The sequence below is a fragment of the Chryseobacterium sp. C2(2020) genome (assembly GCF_014218915.1).
Lineage (GTDB): Bacteria > Bacteroidota > Bacteroidia > Flavobacteriales > Weeksellaceae > Chryseobacterium > Chryseobacterium mucoviscidosis.
In genome coordinates, this window is sequence record NZ_JACLCT010000012.1 from 24,670 (window position 1) to 48,634 (window position 23,965).

Genomic DNA, 23,965 nt, shown 5'->3' on the forward strand with positions numbered 1-23,965 from the left:
TATTAATCTAAAGATAATGATTTGTATAGATTAGCCATAAGTGATCCACAATGAAATTCTACTAATAGCCAATAATTATGATATTCGCACTCTTGAATTTGTTCCATAGTTTCTCCACAAGTCGTATCATCTAATAAAGATCCTCCATTACACGGCATAAAATTAGATGTAGTTCTACACATTAACTTTTTATTATTAGCATCCTTATCATCATCTTGTAAAACAACATTTTCGATAGCTTTAACATTTTTTACGATACCATTACTTGCACTTGCAAAACCTGCAACCCCTAAAGTCGCAATCAAAATTAATTTTTTCATTTGAATTTTTTTAAATCTAATACAAATATAATATTGTAATGTATATCGCAAGAAAAAATTTTATTATGTTAAACCTATCCTAAAGAGACAATACTCTCACATCAATTCTTCTGTTTTTTGCCATACATTCGTCCGTATCGTTGGCTGCGCAAACAGGATGCTGAGAACCGTATCCTTCTGCTTCTACCCTGTCTCCGGAAATTCCCAATTCAAGCAGTTTCAGTTTTGCAGTCTGAGCTCTCAGATTGGAAAGTTTCTGATTGCTTTCTTCATTTCCTGAATTATCGGTATAGCCTCCCAATTTAATTTTTAAAGTTGGATAGGCATTCATAATTTCAACTAAATTTAATAACTGTACTTCAGAACCCGCTTTTAAATCACTGGAACCTGTCTCAAAGTAAAGATTTTCTATCGTAAACCATTTATTCGGATCCAAAACTCCCTGATCTTTATTCTTAACTGAATTAACCATTTGGTACAACTGACTTCCTTCTCCTATTTTTATTTTCTTTCCGCCTTTTAGTTCTATCTCCTGAATATTTCCTGTGTCATACACAAAATCTCCGCTTTCATTAACATAGCCTTTTATTTCCTGCGGAACAACGGCTGTTGATCCTGTCTGATTAGTTAATGAAACTGCTGAAACTCCTGTTAAAGCTTCAATTTTAGCTTTTCTGTTGGCATCTATTTTATCTTTATGTAAAACAGCCAATGTCGGAGCAATCACCAGAGAAACAATCGACATCAGTTTAATCAAAATGTTCATCGAAGGACCGGAAGTATCTTTGAACGGATCTCCTACCGTATCTCCCGTTACGGAAGCTTTATGTGGTTCAGAACCTTTGTAATAAGTCTTTCCGTTGATATCGACTCCTTTTTCGAAAGATTTTTTAGCATTGTCCCAAGATCCGCCTGCATTATTCTGGAACATTCCCATTAAAACACCGCTTACTGTAGCTCCGGCAAGAAAACCTCCCAAAACTTCAGGTCCGAAAATAAACCCGATGAGCAAAGGGGAAACGATGGCAATAGCTCCGGGAAGCATCATTTTTCTGATGGAAGCATCGGTTGAAATAGCTACACATTTTTCGTATTCCGGTTGCGCTTTTCCTTCCAGAATTCCCGGAATTTCGCGGAACTGTCTTCTTACTTCTTCTACCATTGCCATTGCAGCCTGTCCCACTGCGGTAATTGCCAATGATGAAAAGATAAACGGAATCATTCCGCCGACAAATAATCCGGCAAGAACATCGGCTCTGTAAATATCAATTCCGTCGATTCCTGCAATCCCAACAAAAGCCGCGAATAAAGCTAAAGCCGTTAAAGCTGCAGAAGCGATAGCAAAACCCTTTCCTGTGGCTGCCGTTGTATTGCCTACCGCATCCAAAATATCTGTTTTTTCACGTACTTCTTTTGGAAGTTCGCTCATTTCGGCAATTCCTCCTGCGTTGTCTGCAATTGGTCCGAAAGCGTCAATAGCGAGTTGCATAGCTGTTGTCGCCATCATTCCTGCGGCGGCAATTGCAACACCATACAATCCGGCGCAAAGATATGAACCATAAATTCCTCCTGCCAAAACAATAATCGGAAGCAGTGTAGATTCCATCCCTACAGAAAGTCCGCCAATGATGTTGGTTGCATGACCTGTTGAAGACTGTCTTACGATACTCGAAACCGGTCTTTTACCCATTGCGGTATAATATTCTGTGATGATGCTCATTAAAGTACCGACAACCAGTCCTACCATAATCGCCCCAAAAACACCCATTTTAGAGAATTCATGTCCTCGGAGAACCATCTTGTCCGGCAGAATATAATTTACCAAAAAATAAGAAGCTATTGCCGTAATTACAATGCTTCCCCAGTTTCCAAGGTTTAAAGCATTCTGTACGCTTGAAGTGGAAGAGTCTTCATTATCATTAATTCTTACAAACAGGGTTCCTATTATTGAAAAAATAATTCCTGTTCCGGCAATCAGCATGGGAAGAAGTATAGGAGCAAACCCTCCGAAAGAATCTTCAGAAATAGTTTCTCTTCCTAAAACCATGGTTGCTAAAACCGTTGCTACATAAGAACCGAATAAATCGGCTCCCATTCCTGCAACGTCACCTACGTTATCACCTACATTATCTGCGATGGTTGCAGGATTTCGTGGGTCATCTTCAGGAATTCCGGCTTCTACTTTGCCTACTAAATCGGCGCCCACATCTGCTGCTTTTGTATAAATTCCGCCTCCTACTCTTGCAAAAAGCGCGATAGATTCAGCTCCCAGAGAAAATCCTGTAAGAATTTCAATCGTTCTTTCCATTTCGTGGGAATCTACGGTTGCATCCGGTGCAAAAATCTGTTTAATAATTAAGAACAATGCTCCTAATCCCAAAACAGCCAAACCGGCAACGCCCATTCCCATTACGGAACCTCCGGTAAAAGACACCTTTAAAGCTTTTGAAAGTGATGTTTTGGCAGCCTGTGCGGTTCTTACGTTGGCTTTTGTAGCGATTTTCATCCCAATAAAACCTGCCGATGCGGAAAATATAGCTCCGACTACAAAGGCAATCCCGATACTCCAGTGAGAGTTGGCGTTGCTCATCCCCATCACTGCTAAAAGAATCGCTACCACGACTACGAAATAGGTTAAAATCTTGTACTCAGCTTTCAGGAAAGCCATTGCACCGTCAGCAATATGTCCGCTGATAATTTTCATTTTTTCATTTCCGGCATCCTGCTTACTCACCCAGTTACTCTGAAAAAAAGTATACAGTAAAGCAACAACACCAAAAATTGGTACTAACACAAATAGATCCATAGTTTAATATTTTTTTGGTAATAGATATTAAATATAACGAATAATTTCTATGGATTATGTTAAAATATTTATAAGTATTTCAAAATTAGGAGTTAAACGATTAAATGAGTTGTGTTGTGCAAATTGAATTTTGTTTTTTTTAAGAAAGTTTTCTCTAAGGAATTATCATTCAGTAATTGGCAGCAAAACGTTTTGGGTAAATTAAATTGAAAGGATGTTGAGGAGTTTTTGTTCTGTATGGAATGTTGCTGTCGGAAACCTCATAGGTTTTAAAAACCTATGAGGTTTGGTTTGTATTACACTAAAAGTAATAATGATTAGCCCTGATTGAAACGACATCCTTTTTTGTTGCGGGCGGAGAGAAGCGGAGCCCGTAACAAAAAAGATACAGTGGAAAGCAGGAAACAGCTCCTAAAAAAATTAAAAACTGACAATATCACTCTCTTTATTATTATCGAAAGTAGTGATTGCGGAATTTTCAGTAAAAATAAAAAACGATCAAAAAGAAAAAGGATAAACGAAAACCGTCTATCCTTTAATTTATCCGAAATAAAGAGAATTTATCCTCCGTATTTGTTTGAATAATCTTCCTGAGAAGCTTTGATTACTTTTTTAGCGTGCTCTGCTCCGTAAACCTCCTGAATTCTGCATTTTGCAGGCTCATCTGGTAAGTTCTTGTAAGTAAGGAAGTAGTGCATTAATCGTTTCACTTCTGCTTCCGGCAGTTCTGAAATATCTCTGAAATGTCCGAATGCGTGATCTCCGATCATTACCGCTACGATTTTATCGTCTGCTTCACCTCCATCGATCATTTTGAAACCTCCGATGGGAATAGCTTCCATTAACAAACCTCCTGCGTGAATGTTGTGAGAGCTTAAAACGCAGATGTCTAGCGGATCGTGATCTCCCATCGTAACGTCTGTAGCGCCTCTTTCAACCGCTAAATTCATTACTGCTCTGTCGCAATAGGTTCTTGGAACAAAACCGTATAATGCCGGAATAATATTTGAGAATTTCTGAGGTCGGTCTACCTTTAAAAATCCTGTTTCTTTATCTACTTCGTATTTAATAGTGTCTGAAGGAACGATCTCCACGAAAACATTTACAACATTTGGCGCATCTTCTCCTGCAGAAATTCCGTGCCATGGATGTGCTTTAAAATTTGGAATCATTATTTAAAATTTATTTTTTTAGTTAAGCTATTATTAAAATTTCTTTTCTTAAATCTTCAATGGTCATAGAAATATAATCTTCTCCTTCCATATAGTTCATCAGAAAAATAGTTTTGAATTCATCAAGATTTGCGTTTCCGTTGATTCCTTCATAGGTTCTGTGGAGAAGTTCTACAACTGCGTTTTTGGAATCGACAATGTTTTTCCATGAATTTCTGGTGATGTACAATTGCTGTGAAGCGTTGTAATCGAATTCTTCATTGATCGCTTTTTCAGTCAGGAAAATAAATTCATGGGCTGCAAGACCTTTATCAAATCTCTGGATAAGATTGGAAGGTTTTAATCTTTCCATAAAAAGCGTCATTCTTTCGTATGACTGCGTTTTGTTTTCGGAATTGGACTTTACAGAAAGTAATCTGATTTCCTGTTCTTTAAGTTTAATGTAAGTAAATACAAACTGTCTCAGCAAAACCAAAAAAGGTATTGCAATAATTAATGCAAAAGCATAGGGTAAATATCCTGAAAAACTTGTCATAATTTAAGGTAGCAAAATTAGTAATATTTTCTCAATCTATACATGAAAAATCCACAATAAAAAATCCAATATCTTATCTAAAAAAACTTTTTTAGAATTTTATTTTCGAGAGTAGGATATTCCTGAAGTTCTGCGCCAAAACTTTTGAAAAAAATCTCTATTCCACGAATATTACTCCCCATAAAATTAAATTTCTTTTCATGAATATGAAGACTCAGAATTTTATCAATAAGAAAGGAAGGACCGTTTTCATCTTTATACTCTTCATCGTTAATAAGTCCCAACAAAGAAAGCTGATCTTTTTCGTCAATCAAAACTGCGATATTGATTAGTTTTTCATCAAGATAGGCTCCTGAAAGCTTCAGAGAATTATTGGTGTAAAGAAAATTTAAGTATTTTCTGTATTTTTCTACATCTCCGTCTTTCGAAAGCCCTTTAAAGTTTTTCTGCATGAAAGAAAAGCTTTCTTCGCTGATATCAATTTCTTTATAAATAAGGTGTTGAGCGCATTTTGCCGTAGATTTTCTTCCTTTGAAATATTTTTTTCTTCTCAGAAGTATATAATCTGAAATCTGGATTGTGTAATTTTTCTTTTTGTCCAAATCCTGAGAAAAAGAATTATAATGATTGAAAGAGTATGAAAATATGTTATATCTGTTTTTCAGAAAATTCAGGAACTGATCATTAATTTTAAAATCATCTTTAGATGAAAAAACACCCAGTTGTTGACAAAAAAGCGGCATAACCACTAAATTTAAAGCAAATTTTCTTTTTAAAGGAACCGGCATCACCGCTTCATAATCATTATAAACCAAAATATGCCAGTTTCCCGAAAGCTGATCTAAAACTTCTTTTCTCGCGTACCAGTTTTTCTGTGCAGAATTTTCAAGACACTTAGAATACTTCTCAAAATCTATTTCATTATATTTCAATCTTCTAATCATAATAATCCGTCGTCTGAGAAACTAAAGTATGAATTCTGTGTCACAATAAGATGATCCAGGAGCTGAATTCCTAGCATTTTTCCTGCTTCCTTTATTTTTTGAGTGATTTCTATATCTTCTCTGCTTGGCTTCAGATTTCCCGAAGGATGATTGTGTGCCACGATAATTCCTGTTGAAAAATGATCTAATGCTGTTTTAAACAAGACTCTTACATCCACAATTGATTGATTAATTCCTCCCTGTGTAAGCTGAGCAAGATGAATGACTCTGTTGCTCTGATTCAGAAAAATTGCCCAAAATGCTTCAGTCCGAAGATCCGACAAATGATTTCTGAAAATCTGATACGCTCCATCGCTTCCTGAAATCACAGGTTTCTCAGGAATTTCCTGACTTGCTCTTCTTCTCCCGATCTCCAAAGCCGTAATAATGGAAATAGCTTTTACCACTCCCACTCCTTTAAACTTCATTAAATCTTTTAAAGACAACAGGCTTAACTGATGCCAGTTGTTATTAACAGATGCTAAAATTTTTCTTGCCAGTTCAATTGCCGTTTCGTCCCTGCTTCCGCTTCCCATAATAATGGCAAGCAGTTCAGAATCAGAAAGCGAACTTTTACCTTTCCGTAAAAATTTTTCTCTCGGTCTGTCGTCTTCGGCAAGAAATTTAATAGGCATTTGTTAAGTTTTGAAAATAAAATTAGTAAAAAGCATACAAAATAATGGTTTTATTTGAACCGTCAATAAATTTTGAAGTTTCGTTGAATGCACTTTTAGAAAGCATAGGACATCCAAAACTTAAACAGGCAGGATTTGCAGATTCTTTGTCTGGAATACAATAATAAGAATGCAGTACAATTGCTCTGGCTCTTGCATTGCTGTTCGTTTCGTCCAGACCATCCAGTCGATAGGCTTTTCCGAATTTTCCGGAATAACTTTCCCGAATTTCGTATTTTCCTAAAGAAGATTGGTGAGAACCATCAACATTACTGAATTTCAACATGGAGGAATTTTTTACAACAGATCCGTCACCATGAGCAACAATTGCTTTCTGCAGGATTTTATTGTTCTTCAAATCGTAAACAAAGTAACGGTATTTCCCTGAATGAATTTTAAAATTAATAAAAACAGCAAGGTTCTGATTATAATTTTTTCCTTTAATAAAATTCTTTACTTCCAAAATTTTAGATTTAGGCAAATCTTCAACAGTATTTGAAGCCTGAGAATCAAATTTGGTGTACGAAATAAGGAAAAGAAATAAAAAAATAAAGGGTTTCATCATTTGCGGAAGTTTTATTCGATAATCATTCCGTCTTTCATCACGAGCTTTCGGTCTGTGATTTCTGCTAAATTCGGGTTATGCGTAACGATCACAAAAGTCTGATTATATTTATCTCTCAGATCAAAAAACAATCTGTGAAGATCATCCGCATTTTTTGAATCTAAATTTCCGGTAGGCTCATCTGCAAAAATGATTTTCGGTGAGTTGATTAAAGCTCTTGCCACCGCTACTCTTTGCGCTTCACCACCTGAAAGCTGATTGGGCTTATGATGCAGTCGCTGTTCAATTTTTAAGTCTTCAAACAGAGCATATGCTTTTTCTATAGCTTCTTTTTCGTTGGCACCTGCGATTTTTGTCGGCAACAGAACATTTTCTAAAGCTGTAAATTCCGGCAATAATTGATGGAACTGAAATACAAAACCGATATTCTGATTTCTGAATTTAGAAAGCTGCTTATCATTCATATTGATGAAAGATTCTCCGGCAATTTCAATTTCCGTATCAAATTTATTGGAAGTCGTTGGCTGATCCAGTGTTCCTAAAATCTGCAAAAGTGTAGACTTTCCTGCTCCGGATTCTCCCACAATTGAAACCACCTCTCCTGTTTTGATATGAATATCAACACCTTTCAGTACTTCTAAATTCCCATAAAATTTATGGATATTCCTTGCTTTAATCATGATTCAAAAATAGTGAATTGATTTAAATCTGAAAAGCAATAAAAATATAATTTACAGGGATTATATTTTTTGCAAACGATATTTTTTCTCAATTTTATTGGCAAGCCAGCTCACGTAAAACAACTGAAAACTATGATAAATCATCACAGGAAGCAGAAAAAGCACTTTCTGATCTTCCGGAATTCCTAAAACCATTATGAAAAGACTTCCGTGAACCAGAGATTTTTTGGATCCGCAGAAAGTGGCTGTAATCACATCTTCTCTTTTAAAATGAAGCTTTCGGGAAATCAGTTTTAAAATTCCATAAACCGAGAAAAACAAAGAAACGACACTGAGCGCAATAATAAGAAATACAGAAGGAGTAACCGAAGCAAATACGTTTTGTGAAAAAGCTTCAGAAAAACTTTCGTAGACAATGAGTAAAATGATCATTTTATCAAATTCCGCAATAATTTTCGCATACTTTGTCACCCAGTTTTTCAATAACGGGTTTAAAATTAATCCTAGAATAATCGGCAGTAAAACTTTAAGTAAAAGCTGCTGGATAATTTCTGCGTTATTAATATTTTCCTGATCGGGCTGTATAAAAAAGCTCATCAGTAAAGGAGTCATGACAATTCCAATGATTCCTGAAATGGAGGCATTGAAAATAGCCGAAGTTATGTTTCCTTTTGCGATAGAAACCATTACAACGGACGATGATACTGTAGAAGGCAGACTTGCCAGAAAAAATATGGAAAGCCACGTCACAAAAAATTCGGTATCTTTTACAAAACCATAAAACAAAAAGACGAGCAGCGGAAAAATAATAAATGTTCCTGCCTGCACCAGAAGATGCAGTTTCCAGTTGGAAATATCTTTGATGATTTCTTTGATATTCAGCTTTAATCCATACAGAAGAAAGATTGCAGCAATTCCCCAGTCTATAAATGCTGATAGATTAAAATACTGATTGTATTCGCTTCTGAAAGGAATCAGTTTACCTGCTGCAACCATTACGATCAGCAATAAAAGAAAAATATTTTGTTTGTCTAATTTTATTCTGCTCAATTTCATTTTTTAAAAGTAGCAAGGATCATTCTAAAATCTTTGTGACCATATTAAAATCACCTTAAAATTATCTTAAAAGCATAAAAGGTCTACCGAATTTCTTCCGGTAAACCTTTTTAAATTGTATATCTAAACAGAAAATTACAGTAACAATGTTAAAGGACTTTCCAGATATGTTTTTAAAGTCTGTAAGAACTGTGCTCCTGTAGCACCGTCTACTACTCTGTGATCACAAGCTAATGAAAGCTTCATGATGTTTCCAACCACGATTTGTCCGTTTTTCACAACAGGTTTCTCGATGATGGCTCCTACTGAAAGGATCGCAGCATTTGGCTGATTGATGATGCTTGTAAATGTTTCGATTCCGAACATCCCTAAGTTTGAGATAGAGAAGGTAGAACCTTCCATTTCATTAGCTTTAAGACCTTTGTTTTTCGCTCTTGAAGCCATATCTTTCACAGCAGCAGAAATCTGCGTGTAATTCATCTGATCTGTATTCTTAAGAACAGGAACTACCAATCCGTCCGGAATTGCAACTGCTACCCCAATGTTAATGTTTCCTCTGTGAATGATCTTATCTCCCGCCCAGCTTGAATTTACCTGCGGATGTTTTCTTAAAGCAACAGCAGTCGCCTTAATAATCATATCGTTGAAAGAAATTTTGGTATCCGGTAAAGAATTGATCTCTTTTCTTGCCTCGATCGCCTTATCCATATTGATTTCCACCATCAGATAATAGTGAGGCGCAGAGAATTTACTTTCAGAAAGACGTTTTGCAATTACGTTTCTTACCTGTGAGTTCGGAGTTTCTGTATCTTCACCTTGTACGAAGCTTAATGCAACCTGAGCCGCCGCAGGACTTGCAGATGGAGCTGAAGCCGCTGGTTTAGCCGCAGAAGGCTGATAATTTTCAATATCTTTTTTAACGATTCTTCCGTTTTCTCCGGAACCCTGAATACTGTTGATGTCTACGCCTTTATCTTGAGCCATTTTTTTCGCTAACGGAGAAATGGCAACCCTGTCTGTAGATGAATGATCCGCAGCCGGAGCAGCCTTTTCTTCTGCTTTAGCCTCAGTTTTTTGTTCAGCAGGTTTTTCTGATGATGAAGCAGCCGCTTTCGGAGCGCCAACTCCTGAAACATCTGTTCCTTCTGGTCCTATAATTGCCAAAACCGAATCTACCGGAGCAGCTCCTCCTTCTTCAACGCCCTGCTTCAACAACACTCCATTGAATTCAGATTCGAAATCCTGAACGGCTTTATCTGTTTCAATTTCAGCAAGAAGATCACCTTCTTTTACGGTATCTCCAACGTTTTTGTGCCATTTCGCAACCTTACCTTCCGTCATTGTATCTGAAAGTCTTGGCATGGTAATTACTTCCACCCCTGCAGGAACTTCCGCAGAAGTCTGTTCCACACTGGGAGAACTGTTTTCAGTTTTAGATTCTTCTTCTGTTTTTTTCTCTTCGGAATCACCTTGAGCCGTAGCTGCTGCACCGCCAGTAAGTCCTGAAATATCTTCTCCTTCATTACCGATAATTGCCAGAACAGAATCTACCGCTGCTGCATTACCTTCTTCCACACCAACATATAAAAGAGTTCCTTCCATTTCAGATTCAAAATCCTGAACCGCTTTATCTGTTTCAATTTCAGCTAAGATATCGCCTTCCTTTACTTTATCACCTACTTTTTTATGCCATTTTGCCACTTTTCCTTCCGTCATTGTATCGGAAAGACGCGGCATTGTAATAACTTCTGCCATAATTTTTTATAATTTGAAAATTTGGGATTCTATGAATTTGAAAATTAAAAAAGATATGATAATAAATCATTTTCAAATTTTCAAACTTTCAAACCGATTTATTATCTTTTAGTTTTCTAATTTGTCTAAGAATGGATAGTCTTCCTGAGCATATACATACTCGTAGATTTTTTCCGCATCCGGATAAGGAGAATTTTCCATGAATTCTATGCACTCTTCCACGAAATCTCTGGATTTGTTATCCATCGCTTCCAATTCCTCTTCTGTTGCCCAGCTGTTAGCCAAAATTCTTTGTTTGATAAGCTCGATAGGATCATCATTTTTGTGAAGCGCAACTTCATCTTTAGATCTGTATGGTTCTGCATCAGACATAGAGTGTCCTCTGTAACGGTAAGTTCTTGCTTCAATAAAAGTAGGTCCGTCTCCTCTTCTTGCTCTTTCAATTGCTTCATAAGCTGCTTCAGCGACTTTTTCAGGATCCATTGCATCTACTGCAAGACAAGGCATTTCGTATCCTAAACCTAATTTATAGATATCTTCGTGGTTGGCTGTTCTTTTAACAGAAGTTCCCATTGCATACTGGTTGTTCTCTACAACAAAAATTACAGGAAGCTTCCAGTTCATCGCCATGTTAAACGTTTCATGTAATGAACCCTGTCTAGCCGCTCCGTCTCCGAAGAAACAGATATTTACCGCTTTTCTGTCGAAGTATTTGTCTGCAAAAGCAATACCTGCTCCCAAAGGAATCTGACCTCCTACAATACCGTGACCACCGTAAAATCTGTGCTCTTTGCTGAAAATGTGCATAGATCCGCCCATACCTCCGGAAGTACCTGTAGCTTTACCACAAAGTTCTGCCATGATTCTTTTTGGATCTACTCCCATCGCCATCGGATGGATGTGGCATCTGTAAGCAGTGATCATACTATCTTTAGTTAAATCCATTGCATGCGTAAAACCTGCAGGGATTGCTTCCTGACCGTTGTACAAATGTAAAAAACCTCTGATTTTTTGTTTTAGATAAAGAGAACGGCATTTGTCTTCAAACCTTCTCCACATTGTCATATCTTCATACCACTTCAGGTATACCTCTTTAGAAAATTCTTTCATGTGTTGAGCTCTTGCTTATTTATTATGAAATAGTTGAGCAAAATTATAAAAAAAACTTCATTTTTATTGTATACCTACCTATTGTTTTTTTGGTTATAGTATTATATTTACATCATTAAACCTTTATATGGAAGAAAAACAGCCTTCATTATTGCATAAAATATCAAGAATTATATCCGATTTTTTCAATCCTCTGCTCTCTCTGTTTATATTTTTCGTTTACATGAGTTTTCTGAAATACTCTCTGAAAGAAGCCATTACCTCATTTCTTCCTATATTAATAATAGTAATTGCTCCTGTCATTATCTGGCTGGTCTGGAATGTAAAAACGGGAAGATATACCAATATGGATGTATCCAACAGGGTACAGCGAAAAACTTTATATATTTTTATTGCAGCTTCTGTAATATCCTATATCGGCTTTAATTATTTCAGAAACGGACAGATCGATTTTGTAATGCTCTTTATTCTGATATTGCTTTTTGCATTGCAGATCAGCAATTATTTCATCAAAAGTTCGATGCATACTGCATTTAATATATTTGTAGCTGCTTTATTTTTTGCGCTGAATACCATAATGGGAATCATCTGGTTAGGCATTGCGATACTCGTAGGAATTACAAGAATTATTCTAAAACGACATACCCCAAAAGAAGTGTTCATGGGAGCCGGAATTGCTTTTATAGTATCTTTTCTTTACCTTTATTGCCATATTCAGTTTCAACATTAAGAATTTATATGAAAATCAATCATCTTACATCTGCGGAAGAAAATTTAATGAAGCTGTTCTGGAAGCTGGAATCATTTTATTTAAAGGATATTATGGAACAGCATCCTGAACCCAAACCCCATCAGAATACCGTTTCCACTTACCTTAAAATATTGGTTGAAAAAGGATATCTTTCTACGGAAAAGGAAGGAAGGATCTTTAAATACTCCGTGATTGTACCTTTGGAAGAATACCGGAAATTTTTATTAAAAGAACTTTCACAGCATTTTTTTGACAATTCGGGTAAGGAAATTTTAAATCTTCTGCTTCAGGAAAAATTAATTTCTCAGGAAGATCTGAAGGAACTTAATCCTGCAATAGAAATAAAACCTCTGAAAGTAAAAGAAGAATTTGAGTATGCCAACGAAATTCTGAACCCTAAAAAGGAGAAAAAGAAAAACAAGGATAAGGAAAAAGACAAAGACAGGAAAAAGAAAAAAAAGAAGGAAAAAGAATAATTTCCTTAAAAAACTTCATAAAAAAAGCGGTTCCAAAAGAACCGCTTATATTTTTTACCAACGTTTTCCACCGCCGTTTCCGCCGCGATCTCCTCCACCGTAGCCACCGCCACCGCTTCTGTTACCGCCACCGTAGCCACCGCCACCTCTGTTGTTACCTCCGTAACCGCCACCTCTATTACCTCCACCATTGCTGTTGAAAGTTCTTCTTGGCTTTTCTTCTCTTGGTTTAGCTTCCGAAACGTTAAGTTCTTTTCCGTTGAATTCTTTCTGGTTAAGAGCTTCAATAGCCTGTTGTCCTTCTGCGTCCTCCATTTCGACAAATCCGAAACCTCTAGAACGACCAGTTTCTTTATCTGTAATGATTTTTACAGAAGAAACTTCTCCAAATTCTGAAAATAAATCCTGCAACTCATAATCTTTAGTTGCGTAGTTGATGTTTGAAACAAAAATGTTCATCTTGATTAATAAAATTAAAATAAGTTAAAAATGATTTGGTTTATAAAAGAAAAACAACATAAAGAATGAACAAATATTGATTCCAGATATAATACAGGTGCAAGATACGATTATTAATTTCATATCAAAGCTTTTTTTGAAATTATTTCAATAAATTTTTCAATCAAAATATTATTTCGTTAAAAAGTATTAATTTATCATGAAATATTTATGAATAATCATTAAAAAGAGTGACATCTACAAAATAACGGAACACCGTGACCTCTTACTTTGGATAAATTTAAATCCAAAACATGAATCTTAAAAGTAAAAACCATACGCTCCCAAAGAAATAATTGAGAATATAAATATTTCTTTTCGGATTACTGAATCTAAATCTTTTGACAAAGCCGGTTATAAAAGCTAAATTTGTGCAGTAAAATTTCAGATATGAACTATCACACAAGAAAATGGGTAAAACCCGAAGACCTTAATCCCAATCAGTCTCTTTTCGGAGGAAGGCTGTTACAATGGATCGATGAAGAAGCTGCGTTGTATGCAGTTATTCAGCTTGAAAACAAAAAAGTAGTCACCAAATTTATCTCAGAAATCAATTTCGTAAGCTCCGCAAAACAGGGCGATATCATTGAAATCGGGATCGAAGTTTCGGCGTTCGGCTCAACTTCCCTTACTTTAAGATGTGAAGTGCGAAACAAAATGACCCATCAAACCATCATCACCGTCGACAGAATCGTGATGGTAAATCTCGACGAAAACGGAAATCCTGCTCCTCACGGAAAAACGAAAGTGGAATTTGTGAAAGACAGATTGAACAACCAGAACTCCTTATGAAAATTTTCATAAAAAATATGGTCTGCGGCAGATGCATTTCTGCTGTGGAAGCTATATTTGTTGAAGCAGGTATTCCCTTAACATCAATCACTCTCGGAGAAGTGGAAACCCAGCAAGACATTTCAGTTCATGATATGGAAAGGATCGAAAATCTTCTCCTAAAAACAGGCTTCGAAAGAATAAAAGATTCTGCCCATCAGTTAATTGAGAAAATTAAAAATTTAATTATTGTAAAAATCAGCGAACTGGATATCGCTGAAAGTTTTCTTTTGTCTGAATTTTTAACCCACAGACTGCATAAAGAGTACAGTTCTCTTTCAAAAACCTTCTCTCAGAACGAAAACATCACGCTTGAACAGTTTTTCATTCTTCAAAAAATTGAAAAAGTAAAAGAACTTCTTTTATATAATGAATTTACTTTAACAGAAATCGCGGGAAAACTCGGCTATAAAAGTGTTCAGCATTTATCTTCCCAGTTCCGAAACAGCACCGGCTTCACTCCTACTGAATTTAAAAAACTGAAAATTCACAACAGAAAACCGCTAGATCAGATTTAAGTTGGAGCGTTTGAGAATTGGAGAGTTTTTTTTGGGTTTAAAATCGTTTGGATTTTCACTTCTACACTAAAACTCTAATACCCTCAAACACAAAAACCCTCCCACTCATAAAACAGAATTCTGTAAACATTATCCTTAAAATTATAACAGGCTTCCGATTGCTTTTTAGAAATTTGTACCATAAATCAGAAGGATCATGGAAAAGCAATATAAAATTCTCGGAATGACCTGTTCCGGATGTCAGAAAAAGATTTCTGAAAAGCTGAACAGTTTAGAAAACATAAAAGCTGATATAAATCTCGAAAACAATACGGCAACCATTATCTCCGACAAAGAATTTGAAATCAATACTTTAAATAAAGCACTCGAAGAAATCGGCAACTACAAACTGGAAGATCCGGACAATCCTGAAAAAACCTTCATTAAACCACAGGACAGAGTTTCTCCGTCTTCGGTTTACTATTGCCCAATGGAATGCGAAGGAGAAAAAGTTTATTTTCAGCAGGGCAAAAGATGTCCTGTCTGCAATATGTATCTGGTTCCCATTGAGGAAAAACATGCCAAAGATCCGAATTTTAAACCTGCTTATTCCCAAACAAATTTGTCTGAAAATTTCAAAGACAATATCGGAGAATATTATTGCCCGATGTTCTGCGAAAGTGATAAAATTTATCCCGAAAAAGGAGATTGCCCTATTTGCAATATGCATCTGGAAGAAATTACAGAAGATTTAGTTAAAAATTCCATTTCAAATTCGCATCAACATTCTCACGATCACCCCCATCATCAAGAAGCACCGAAAGTAACCGATGCAATGGCTGGAAAATACTATTGTCCGATGTATTGCGAAGGCGATAAAGTCTACGACAGCAATGTCGGATGTCCCGTTTGCGGAATGGATCTCGTAAAACATCCTGAGAAAAAAGCGGCAAAATACACCTGTCCGATGCATCCTGAAATCATTCGTGATGAGCCAGGAGACTGCCCCATCTGCGGAATGGATCTCGTAAGAATGCCCGACAAAAACGAAGAAGAAGATGAAACCTACAACATCTTAAAAAATAAGTTCATCATTTCACTGGCTTTTACCATTCCTGTTTTCATTCTTTCGATGGGCGGAATGTTTTTTGATTTTCCTTTTTCCCATCAAATTCAGGGAATTTTTGAATTGATTTTAACGCTTCCTGTCATATTGTATTCAGGTTGGTTTTTAATGAAAAGAGGATTTGTTTCTTTCAAAACAGGGAACTTAAATATGTTCAGCCTGATTGTTCTGGGAGTTGCAGCCGCATTTATTTTCAGTATTGTCGCCTTAATTTTCCCTGATATAATTCCGCATGAAATTCGTGGCAGCCATCATGAAATTCCTTTATATTTTGAAGCGGTCTGTGTTATTTTAACGCTGGTTATTTTGGGACAGCTAATGGAAGCTGCGGCGCACAAAAAAACAGGAAATGCCATCCGTGAACTGATGAATTTATCTCCCGATGAAGCCAATCTTATCGTTAACGGAGAAGAGAAAAAAATACTTCTTTCACAGGTTAAAATCGGCGATTTATTAAAAGTAAAACCGGGGGAGAAAATTCCGGTGGACGGAAAAATAACGGAAGGAAGTTCTGTAGTTGATGAAAGTATGATTACAGGAGAGCCGATTCCTGTTGAGAAAAACGTTGATGATAAAGTTTCTTCAGGAACCATCAACGGAAATCAGGTTTTCATCATGAAAGCGGAAAAAGTAGGCAATGAAACCCTGCTTTCCCAAATTATTAAAATGGTGAACGAAGCGAGCCGAAGCAAAGCCCCGATTCAGAAACTCACGGATAAAGTTTCTAAAATATTTGTTCCTGCTGTCATTTTAATAGCCGTTTTAACCTTTATTCTGTGGCAAATTTTCGGTCCGGAAGGTCAGAAAACGCTGTTTGCATTCGTCAATGCGGTTGCTGTTTTAATTGTAGCCTGTCCTTGCGCTTTAGGTTTGGCAACACCAATGTCTTTGATGGTAGGAATCGGGAAAGGCGCAAAAAACGGTATCTTAATTAAAAACGCTGAAGCCCTTGAACAGATGAATAAGGTAAATGTGCTGATTACCGATAAAACAGGAACTTTAACCGAAGGAAAACCATCCTTAGAACATATTGAAACAGTTGATAAAGACGAAAAATTCATTTTAAAATTAGCCTATTCATTAAATCAGAATTCAGAACATCCGCTTTCAAATGCAGTGATTAAAAAGGCAAAAGCTGAAAGTATAACTCCTGAAAAAGTAGAACAATTTGAAAATATTTCCGGAAAAGGAATCAAAGGAAACATCAACGGAAAAACAATTTTCCTTGGAAACGAAGGTCTTTTAACCTCACATCAGATTTCTCTTCCTCAAAATATCAAACAAAAGGCGGAAGAAGTTCAGTTAAAAGCGCACACCATTTCTTATGTCGCTCAGGAAAACGAAGTTTTAGGATTCATCAGTTTTACCGATAAAATTAAAGAAAGTTCTAAAAAAGCGGTTCAGCAGTTATTGAGTGAGGGAATTGACATCATTATGATGACCGGAGACAACGAAAACACGGCAAAAGCAGTTGCGGACGAGTTGGGAATCCGACATTTTAAAGCAAACTGTCTTCCTGAAGATAAATTAAACGAAGTAAAAAAATTTCAGAAACAAGGGAAAATTGTTGCAATGACCGGCGACGGAATCAACGACTCTCCCGCTTTAGCTCAGGCAAATATAGGAATTGCGATGGGAACAGGAACCGATGTTGCCATCGAAAGTGCAGAAATTACTTTGCTGAAAGGAGATATTTTAGGCGTTGCAAAAGCAAAACTGTTAAGTGAAAAATTGCTGAAAAACATTAAAGAGAATCTTTTTTTCGCTTTTATATACAATGTTTTGGGAGTTCCCGTTGCGGCAGGATTATTGTATCCGTTTTTTGGAATTTTGTTATCTCCAATGATTGCAGCCGCGGCGATGAGTTTTAGTTCTCTTTCTGTAATTTTAAACTCTTTGCGACTGAATTCGGTGGATCTGGATATTGAATAAATTTTTCTCGCAAATTTGGAGACTAAAGTCGCTGATTATCAATAAAAAAACTACAATAGTTTTTAAAAATCTTTGATTTTTATTCTTTTGAGAACTTTAAAAATTCTGATAATCGCTGTATGAATGTCTTTTACAACTTTTGCGGTTAATTCTGAATTTGTTTAAAACAGGCTTATTAATAAACGTAAATAATAACAGTACAATTATCTCCCAAATCTGCGAAAGCAAAAAGTAACAATATGAAAAAAGAAGATCTATACATCGGCTGTTCGGGATTCTACAATAACGATTGGAAGGGTTCATTCTATCCTGAAGACGCGAAAAGTAAAGACTTTCTAATCCTTTATTCAAAGGAGTTTAACTGTGTGGAAATCAATTCTACTTTTTACAGAAAACCTACTGCAAAAACGTTGTTGAAATGGTATGACGAAACGCCCGATGATTTTAAATTTTTCATTAAAATCCCGAAAGCCATTTCCCATGAAAAGCGACTGAGAGAATGCAAAGAAGAAATTTCAGAATTCTGTTATCATATTGAATCTCATTTGAAGGAAAAACTTTCCGGATTTCTGTATCAGTTTCCTCCATCTTTTAAAAATACTCAGGAAAATATTGATTTAATCCTCAATAATCTTAATTTCAATTATCTGAATGTCATTGAATTCCGTCACGAATCGTGGTGGAATGAAGCGGTATTTAAAATTTTGGCAGAAAATAAGGTCATTTTTTCCGGTATCAGTTTTCCCGGAAATCTACCGGAAGATGTCATTATCAATGATTCTGAAGTTTTATATTATCGGCTTCACGGAAAACCTGTGCTTTACAAATCTGAATACAGCAATGAATTCCTTGAAAATCTAGCCAAAAAGATTAAAAATTTACAACATAAATCATTTATCTTTTTCAATAACACATGGGGAAATGCTGCCATTAAAAATTCACTGTATTTAAAGAAAATTTTGGACTAAAAATATTTTATTAAAATAAACTTAAAAAGTCAAAATTAAGTGAAATTTGGCGTAATTTTTGTTAAGAATAATTTGGAAAAATTAACAATTTTTAACAACAAAATTCCATTAAATTTTATGACAAAAACTTTTGCGGAAAAGTCTAGAAACAAGACTTTTCTCGGGATGTTTGCATTGGTGAGTGCAACTTCAATCTTATTCAACAGCTGTAATCAAAAAAAAGACAAGAAAGAATCTGAAAAACTGATTCCGAAAGACCATCCCGTCGCAAAAATTGTTCCCAAACTTGATGATGAAAATGTTCCTTCAGATAAAAGAGTAATTTATCTGACCTTCGATGACGGTCCGAATCGCGGAACCGAAAATCTCCTGAAAATTTTACACAAAAGAAACATCTGCGCCACCGCATTTCTTGTAGGCAAACACGCTTATGGAAGCAAAAAGCAGCAGGAAGATCTGGAACTGTTAAGAAAAGATCATTTAATAGAACTTGCGAATCACAGTTTCACGCACGCGCACAACAAATACACCGATTTTTACAAAAATCCGGCGGGCGTTGTTGAAGATTTTAATGCCGCAAAAGACAGCCTTAAACTGTATGATAAAATTGCGAGAACTCCCGGAAGAAACATCTGGAGACTGAATAACATTACCGTGACCGACCTTAAAAGTTCAACGGAAGCCGCAGATAAGCTAAAACAGGCAGGTTACAAAGTAATCGGTTGGGATCTTGAGTGGAAACCGACCAATAAAATGGCATTAAAGGGAAAACATGAAGAAATGCTGAAAAAAGTGGACAGTATTTTCTTTAATGACCTTGAAAAAACTTCAAGACATCTGGTTTTTCTTACGCATGACCAGTATTTAACCGATGCAGATTCCATAAATGAACTCGATCTTTTTATTGAAAAACTTCAGAAAAGCAACCGTTTTGTTTTCAGAAAAATCTCGGAATATCCTAAAATTAATGAGGTTTTGAATTAAATTTAATCATCCTTGTCCGATAAACATTGAAACACAATTATAAGGTCGCTCCTCCAGAGCTTCCATTCTAAGAATAACTATTTTCTATGAACAGGTTGCTCCTAATGGAGCTGCATTTAATCCCATCGGGATTTACTGTTAGTAGAAAAAAGACGCCATCAAAAAAAGCTCCAGAGGAGCGAACTGTCGATTTGTGCAATCAACATTGAGCTCATAAATTTGTTTATATGTTTTATCGGACAATATTGAAATTTAATATATTGTATGTCTGTCATTCTGATCGAAACGAAGTGGAGTGAAGAATCTTTAACAATAAAATTTAGATTCTTCCTTCGTCAGAATGACAGACATTCTATTTTAGACTCAACAAAAATCTCAAGTCTAAAAATTTCAATATTCATTAGCTTTTCGTGTTTAAAATTCGGAAATTTGCCATTATGAGTATTCAGGAAAATTACAATCATATTAAAAGTCAGCTTCCTTCTGATGTGCAGTTGGTTGCTGTTTCAAAAACACATCCTGTTTCTGCGATTCAGGAAGTTTATGATCTTGGACAGAGAGTTTTTGGTGAAAATAAAGTGCAGGAAGTCACAGAAAAGTACCCTCTCCTTCCCAAAGATATTCAATGGCATCTGATTGGGCATCTTCAGACGAATAAAGTAAAATATATCGCTGAATTTGTGGATACGATCCAAAGTGTAGATTCCGAAAAGCTGATCCGTGAGATCAACAAAGAAGCAGCAAAGCACAACCGAACCATCAAAGTGTTGCTTCAGGTTAAAATTGCGGAGGAAGAAAGTAAATTCGGACTCAATATCAATGAGGCCAAAGATTTGTTTGAACAATACTTAAGCGGAGAATTTCAGAATATTGAAATTACCGGTTTGATGGGAATGGCAACTTTCACGGATGATAAAGATCAGGTAAAGAAGGAATTTTTAAACCTGAAAAGTCTTTTTGATGAATTAAATCAATTAAAAAAGCTCGAAACGTTATCAATGGGAATGAGTGATGATTTTCCGATTGCTATTGAATGCGGTGCGAATTCCGTAAGAGTGGGATCTGCTATTTTCGGGAGAAGAGATTATTCCAACTAAACGATTAGGTATAGTTTTTGCTAATAATTCAATCAAAAAAATCTAAATTTGCAACTATGCAAAAAATCCTTATTGTAGAAGACGAAAAAGCAATCTCAGGAGTACTCCACAGTATTCTTTCTGACGAACTAACCGACTATGAATTTGTAATCGCCGAAGACGGACTTGAAGGCTATAAACAGGTAGAAAAAGAAGATTTCGCACTGATTATTTCTGATATCAAGATGCCAAAACTTTCAGGAACTGAACTTTTAAAGCAAAGTTTAGCGCTGAAACCGGAATCCACTTTTATCATGATTTCAGGACACGCAGACATCGATTCTGCGGTTTCTTGCCTTAGAGACGGTGCTTACGATTTCATTTCCAAGCCAATCGACATCAACAGACTGATTACGAGCGTAAAAAATGCTTTAGCCAAAGAAACACTGAAAAAAGAAAATAAAAATCTTCAGACAGAAAATAAAACGCTGAAGAAAAAGGTAAATAAAAAATACCAGATGATCGGGGAATCGGCAGGCTTGAAGAAAATTCAGGATATGATCGAAAAAGTTGCTGTTTCTGATGCAAGGGTTTTAATTACAGGACCAAACGGAGCCGGAAAAGAGCTGGTTGCACATGCAATTCATAATCAAAGTGACAGAGCAAGAGGTCCGATGGTAGAAGTTAACTGTGCGGCGATTCCTTCTGAACTGATTGAATCTGAATTATTTGGTCACGTAAAAGGATCTTTTACAGGAGCTATTAAGGATAAGCAGGGGAAATTTGAGCAGGCAAACGGTGGAACAATATTCCTTGACGAGATCGGCGATATGAGCTTAATTGCTCAGGCAAAAGTGTTGAGAGCATTACAGGAAAGCAAAGTTTCGCCTGTAGGAAGCGATAAGGAGATTAAGGTGGATGTAAGAGTTCTTGCAGCAACCAACAAAAATATGCAGAAGGAAATCGAGGCAGGAAGATTTAGGGAAGATCTTTACCACAGACTTTCTGTGATTGAAATCTACGTTCCGCCATTGGATGAAAGAAAAGAAGACATCAGATTACTGGTTGAGCATTTCTCCGGAATGATTGCTGATGAACACGGTACGGCTGTAAAAAAATTCGATGATAAGGCGATTGATGCTTTAAAAGCGCTTTCATGGACTGGAAATATCAGAGAATTGAGAAACGTTGTAGAAAGATTGATTATTTTAGGAGGAAACACAGTTTCTGCCGAAGACGTTGCAAGTTTTGTAAGGAAGTAATATAATGATTACTTTAAATAAATTATGAAAATTGCAGTATCATTTGTTACTGCAATTTTTTTTGAATAAAACTATATGAATTGTAAACAATTATGAACTTTTTAAATAAAAACTATACGAAAGAATGCCTTACTCTGGCTCTTCCTGTGATGTTAACGCAGGTCGGGCAGGTTTCGGTGAATCTTTTCGATAATATTATTGTAGGAAATCTTTTGGGAGCTGATGCTCTGGCTTCAGTTTCATTGGGAAATGCTGTGTTTTTCTCGATGTTTGTATTGGCTTTGGGATTTTCTTTTGCCATTCCGCCTTTGGTTTCGGAAGCGCATTCAAAACATGACCATAAGACGATCAATTCTGTCTTCAGTCATGGCTTTATCATCAATATGACTGTGGGAATTTTGCTGATGGGGATTTTAATTCTGGGAATGCCGCTGCTTTATAAATCCGGACAGCCGGAGAAGATCATTCCGGATACGGTTGATTTTTTAACGATTATGGCGATCAGCATTGTTCCTTTTATGGCTTTTCAGACACTGAGAGAAGTTTCGGAAGGGCTTTCTTACACGATTGGAGTTACTAAAGCGACTATTATTGCCAATGTCATTAATATTGTTTTAAATTATGTTTTCATTAAAGGGCTTTGGATTTTTCCTGAAATGGGGGTAAAAGGTTCTGCCCTTGCAAGTTTAATCGCCAGAATTTTTATGGTGGTTTTTCTGTATTTTGTGCTTTCGAATGAGAATAAAACGAAACAGTACATCAAAGATTTTTCTTTAAAAATTGAAGTTTTTTCAAAGAAAATGTTTGAAAAGATGATCAGACTCGGTTTTCCGACGGCTTTACAGATGTTCTTTGAAGTGACGGCTTTTGCCGGAGCCGCTTTTATCTGCGGACTGATTTCGGCACACGATATTGCTTCTCATCAGATTGCCTTAAGTATGGCTTCTTTTACCTTTAATTTATGCATCGGTTTCAGTGTGGCTTCAACGGTGATGATCGGGAGAAAACTGGGCGAACAGAATTTTGTTGAATTAAGAAAGGTAGGAATCAACAATCTGAAAATTGCGTTTATTTTTATGTGCATCTGTGGAATTGTCTTCATTTTGGGACGAAATATTCTTCCGACATTCTTTACCAAAAAAGAAGAGATTGAAGTCATTGCTTTAGCTTCCAAATTAATGATAATTGCTGCGTTGTTCCAGTTATCAGATGGAATTCAGGTGACAGCTTTAGGAATGTTGAGAGGTTTACAGGATGTAAAAATTCCTTCTATTTACACGTTTATTGCATATTGGGTAATCACAATTCCTTTAGGATATTTCCTTTGTGTAACGATGGAAATGGGTGCTTTTGGAATGTGGATCGCTTTAGGATTGGGATTAACGGTTTCCGCGGTCATGCTGGTCAAACGTTTTTTGAATATGTCTGCAAAAAGAATTAAGCAGAATTTGTAATAGGAAAGCGGTCTTTTTTGGATCGCTTTTTTATTTTTTCTATGTCTTAATTTATCGCATAATTGGGGTCAAGATGTAAAGATTGCAAATCAAAATCGGCTTCAGCGGAAGTTTAGTATAAGTTTTGGCTAAAGCCAATTTTCTTTCTTACGGATTAAAATGGTCTAAAGCCCATTCCTATTGATATTTTTGTGGTTCTTATATTAAAATCATTTTATTTTAAATCTCTTATAAGCTTAATCAACTCATTAAAGCGGTTAGTTTGTCATTCCGTAGGAATCTCAGTTTATTTTTTAGAAATTGTTTAAAAATTATTGTCCAGATTCCTACGGAATGACAAAGAGTGAAGTCATGTATTTATTTATATTCTGTACCGATCCTAGCCCCGATTGAACGGCGTGTTTGAGCTCTTTTTAGTTTTCGGCGGCAGCTTCGCTGCCGCCGAAAACTAAAA

The 23,965-nt window shown here is 36.1% G+C and carries 22 protein-coding genes; 10 read left to right on the forward strand and 12 right to left on the reverse strand.

The annotated features are described in order from the left end of the window. Positions 1 to 2: 2 nt before the first annotated feature. From H6W52_RS08820 to pdhA, 11 genes are all read right to left on the reverse strand, one after another. Positions 3 to 320 (reverse strand): hypothetical protein, encoded by a 318-nt coding sequence (locus tag H6W52_RS08820; RefSeq protein ID WP_116099725.1) that lies wholly within the window; start codon positions 318 to 320, stop codon positions 3 to 5. Positions 321 to 399: 79 nt separating this feature from the next. Beyond that, positions 400 to 3,126 (reverse strand): sodium-translocating pyrophosphatase, encoded by a 2,727-nt coding sequence (locus H6W52_RS08825; protein ID WP_116099726.1) that lies wholly within the window; start codon positions 3,124 to 3,126, stop codon positions 400 to 402. 560 nt (positions 3,127 to 3,686) lie between these two features. Continuing rightward, complete coding sequence (locus H6W52_RS08830; protein ID WP_116099728.1) at positions 3,687 to 4,298, reverse strand: inorganic pyrophosphatase; 612 nt, start codon at positions 4,296 to 4,298, stop codon at positions 3,687 to 3,689. Positions 4,299 to 4,320: 22 nt separating this feature from the next. After that, positions 4,321 to 4,833, reverse strand: a complete 513-nt coding sequence (locus H6W52_RS08835; RefSeq protein ID WP_116099729.1) for a hypothetical protein — start codon at positions 4,831 to 4,833, stop codon at positions 4,321 to 4,323. A 77-nt stretch (positions 4,834 to 4,910) separates the two neighbouring features. Further along, a complete protein-coding gene (locus H6W52_RS08840) occupies positions 4,911 to 5,777 on the reverse strand; it encodes a hypothetical protein (RefSeq protein ID WP_116099730.1) in 867 nt (288 codons plus the stop codon). After that, positions 5,774 to 6,451 carry a RadC family protein gene (gene radC, locus H6W52_RS08845; protein WP_116099731.1) on the reverse strand — a complete coding sequence of 226 codons (678 nt, stop codon included), beginning with the start codon at positions 6,449 to 6,451 and terminating at the stop codon, positions 5,774 to 5,776. Before radC ends, H6W52_RS08840 begins: the two co-directional genes overlap by 4 nt. A 22-nt stretch (positions 6,452 to 6,473) precedes the next feature. Further along, positions 6,474 to 7,055 (reverse strand): murein L,D-transpeptidase catalytic domain-containing protein, encoded by a 582-nt coding sequence (locus H6W52_RS08850; protein ID WP_116099732.1) that lies wholly within the window; start codon positions 7,053 to 7,055, stop codon positions 6,474 to 6,476. Positions 7,056 to 7,066: 11 nt separating this feature from the next. Continuing rightward, positions 7,067 to 7,735, reverse strand: a complete 669-nt coding sequence (locus H6W52_RS08855; protein WP_087709976.1) for an ABC transporter ATP-binding protein — start codon at positions 7,733 to 7,735, stop codon at positions 7,067 to 7,069. A 60-nt stretch (positions 7,736 to 7,795) separates the two neighbouring features. Then, on the reverse strand, positions 7,796 to 8,785 hold the full coding sequence (locus H6W52_RS08860) for a bile acid:sodium symporter (RefSeq protein ID WP_228457554.1): 990 nt from the start codon (positions 8,783 to 8,785) through the stop codon (positions 7,796 to 7,798). 141 nt (positions 8,786 to 8,926) lie between these two features. Beyond that, positions 8,927 to 10,546 (reverse strand): pyruvate dehydrogenase complex dihydrolipoamide acetyltransferase, encoded by a 1,620-nt coding sequence (locus H6W52_RS08865; RefSeq protein WP_116099734.1) that lies wholly within the window; start codon positions 10,544 to 10,546, stop codon positions 8,927 to 8,929. A 108-nt stretch (positions 10,547 to 10,654) separates the two neighbouring features. Then, positions 10,655 to 11,656: a pyruvate dehydrogenase (acetyl-transferring) E1 component subunit alpha gene (gene pdhA / locus H6W52_RS08870; RefSeq protein WP_076390342.1), complete on the reverse strand. Its 1,002-nt coding sequence runs from the start codon at positions 11,654 to 11,656 to the stop codon at positions 10,655 to 10,657. Positions 11,657 to 11,783: 127 nt separating this feature from the next. On the opposite strand from pdhA, the gene H6W52_RS08875 reads away from it, so the two are divergent. Both H6W52_RS08875 and H6W52_RS08880 read left to right on the forward strand, forming a co-directional pair. After that, positions 11,784 to 12,386, forward strand: coding sequence for a phosphatase PAP2 family protein (locus tag H6W52_RS08875; protein ID WP_116099735.1), 603 nt, complete (start codon positions 11,784 to 11,786; stop codon positions 12,384 to 12,386). 8 nt (positions 12,387 to 12,394) lie between these two features. After that, a complete protein-coding gene (locus H6W52_RS08880; RefSeq protein ID WP_076390344.1) occupies positions 12,395 to 12,883 on the forward strand; it encodes a BlaI/MecI/CopY family transcriptional regulator in 489 nt (162 codons plus the stop codon). 54 nt (positions 12,884 to 12,937) lie between these two features. Here the strand turns inward: H6W52_RS08880 and H6W52_RS08885 are convergent, their stop codons facing one another. Next, positions 12,938 to 13,342, reverse strand: coding sequence for an RNA recognition motif domain-containing protein (locus H6W52_RS08885; protein ID WP_087709965.1), 405 nt, complete (start codon positions 13,340 to 13,342; stop codon positions 12,938 to 12,940). A 429-nt stretch (positions 13,343 to 13,771) separates the two neighbouring features. On the opposite strand from H6W52_RS08885, the gene H6W52_RS08890 reads away from it, so the two are divergent. The 8 genes from H6W52_RS08890 (at position 13,772) to H6W52_RS08925 (ending at position 23,511) form a co-directional block, all read left to right on the forward strand. Further along, entirely contained in the window at positions 13,772 to 14,173 is a 402-nt protein-coding gene (locus H6W52_RS08890; RefSeq protein ID WP_116099736.1) for an acyl-CoA thioesterase, read from the forward strand. Next, entirely contained in the window at positions 14,170 to 14,730 is a 561-nt protein-coding gene (locus H6W52_RS08895; RefSeq protein WP_185216647.1) for a helix-turn-helix domain-containing protein, read from the forward strand. The genes H6W52_RS08890 and H6W52_RS08895 overlap by 4 nt, the downstream gene beginning before the upstream one ends. A 196-nt stretch (positions 14,731 to 14,926) precedes the next feature. After that, on the forward strand, positions 14,927 to 17,767 hold the full coding sequence (locus H6W52_RS08900) for a heavy metal translocating P-type ATPase (protein WP_116099738.1): 2,841 nt from the start codon (positions 14,927 to 14,929) through the stop codon (positions 17,765 to 17,767). Between the two features lie 239 nt (positions 17,768 to 18,006). Further along, on the forward strand, positions 18,007 to 18,735 hold the full coding sequence (locus tag H6W52_RS08905; protein ID WP_185216649.1) for a DUF72 domain-containing protein: 729 nt from the start codon (positions 18,007 to 18,009) through the stop codon (positions 18,733 to 18,735). Positions 18,736 to 18,852: 117 nt separating this feature from the next. Further along, complete coding sequence (locus H6W52_RS08910) at positions 18,853 to 19,719, forward strand: polysaccharide deacetylase family protein (protein ID WP_116099663.1); 867 nt, start codon at positions 18,853 to 18,855, stop codon at positions 19,717 to 19,719. Positions 19,720 to 20,156: 437 nt separating this feature from the next. Continuing rightward, positions 20,157 to 20,816, forward strand: coding sequence for a YggS family pyridoxal phosphate-dependent enzyme (locus tag H6W52_RS08915; RefSeq protein ID WP_116099659.1), 660 nt, complete (start codon positions 20,157 to 20,159; stop codon positions 20,814 to 20,816). A gap of 56 nt (positions 20,817 to 20,872) precedes the next feature. Then, positions 20,873 to 22,057 (forward strand): sigma-54-dependent transcriptional regulator, encoded by a 1,185-nt coding sequence (locus H6W52_RS08920; RefSeq protein WP_116099658.1) that lies wholly within the window; start codon positions 20,873 to 20,875, stop codon positions 22,055 to 22,057. A 92-nt stretch (positions 22,058 to 22,149) separates the two neighbouring features. Beyond that, entirely contained in the window at positions 22,150 to 23,511 is a 1,362-nt protein-coding gene (locus H6W52_RS08925; protein ID WP_116099657.1) for an MATE family efflux transporter, read from the forward strand. Positions 23,512 to 23,965: the final 454 nt, after the last annotated feature.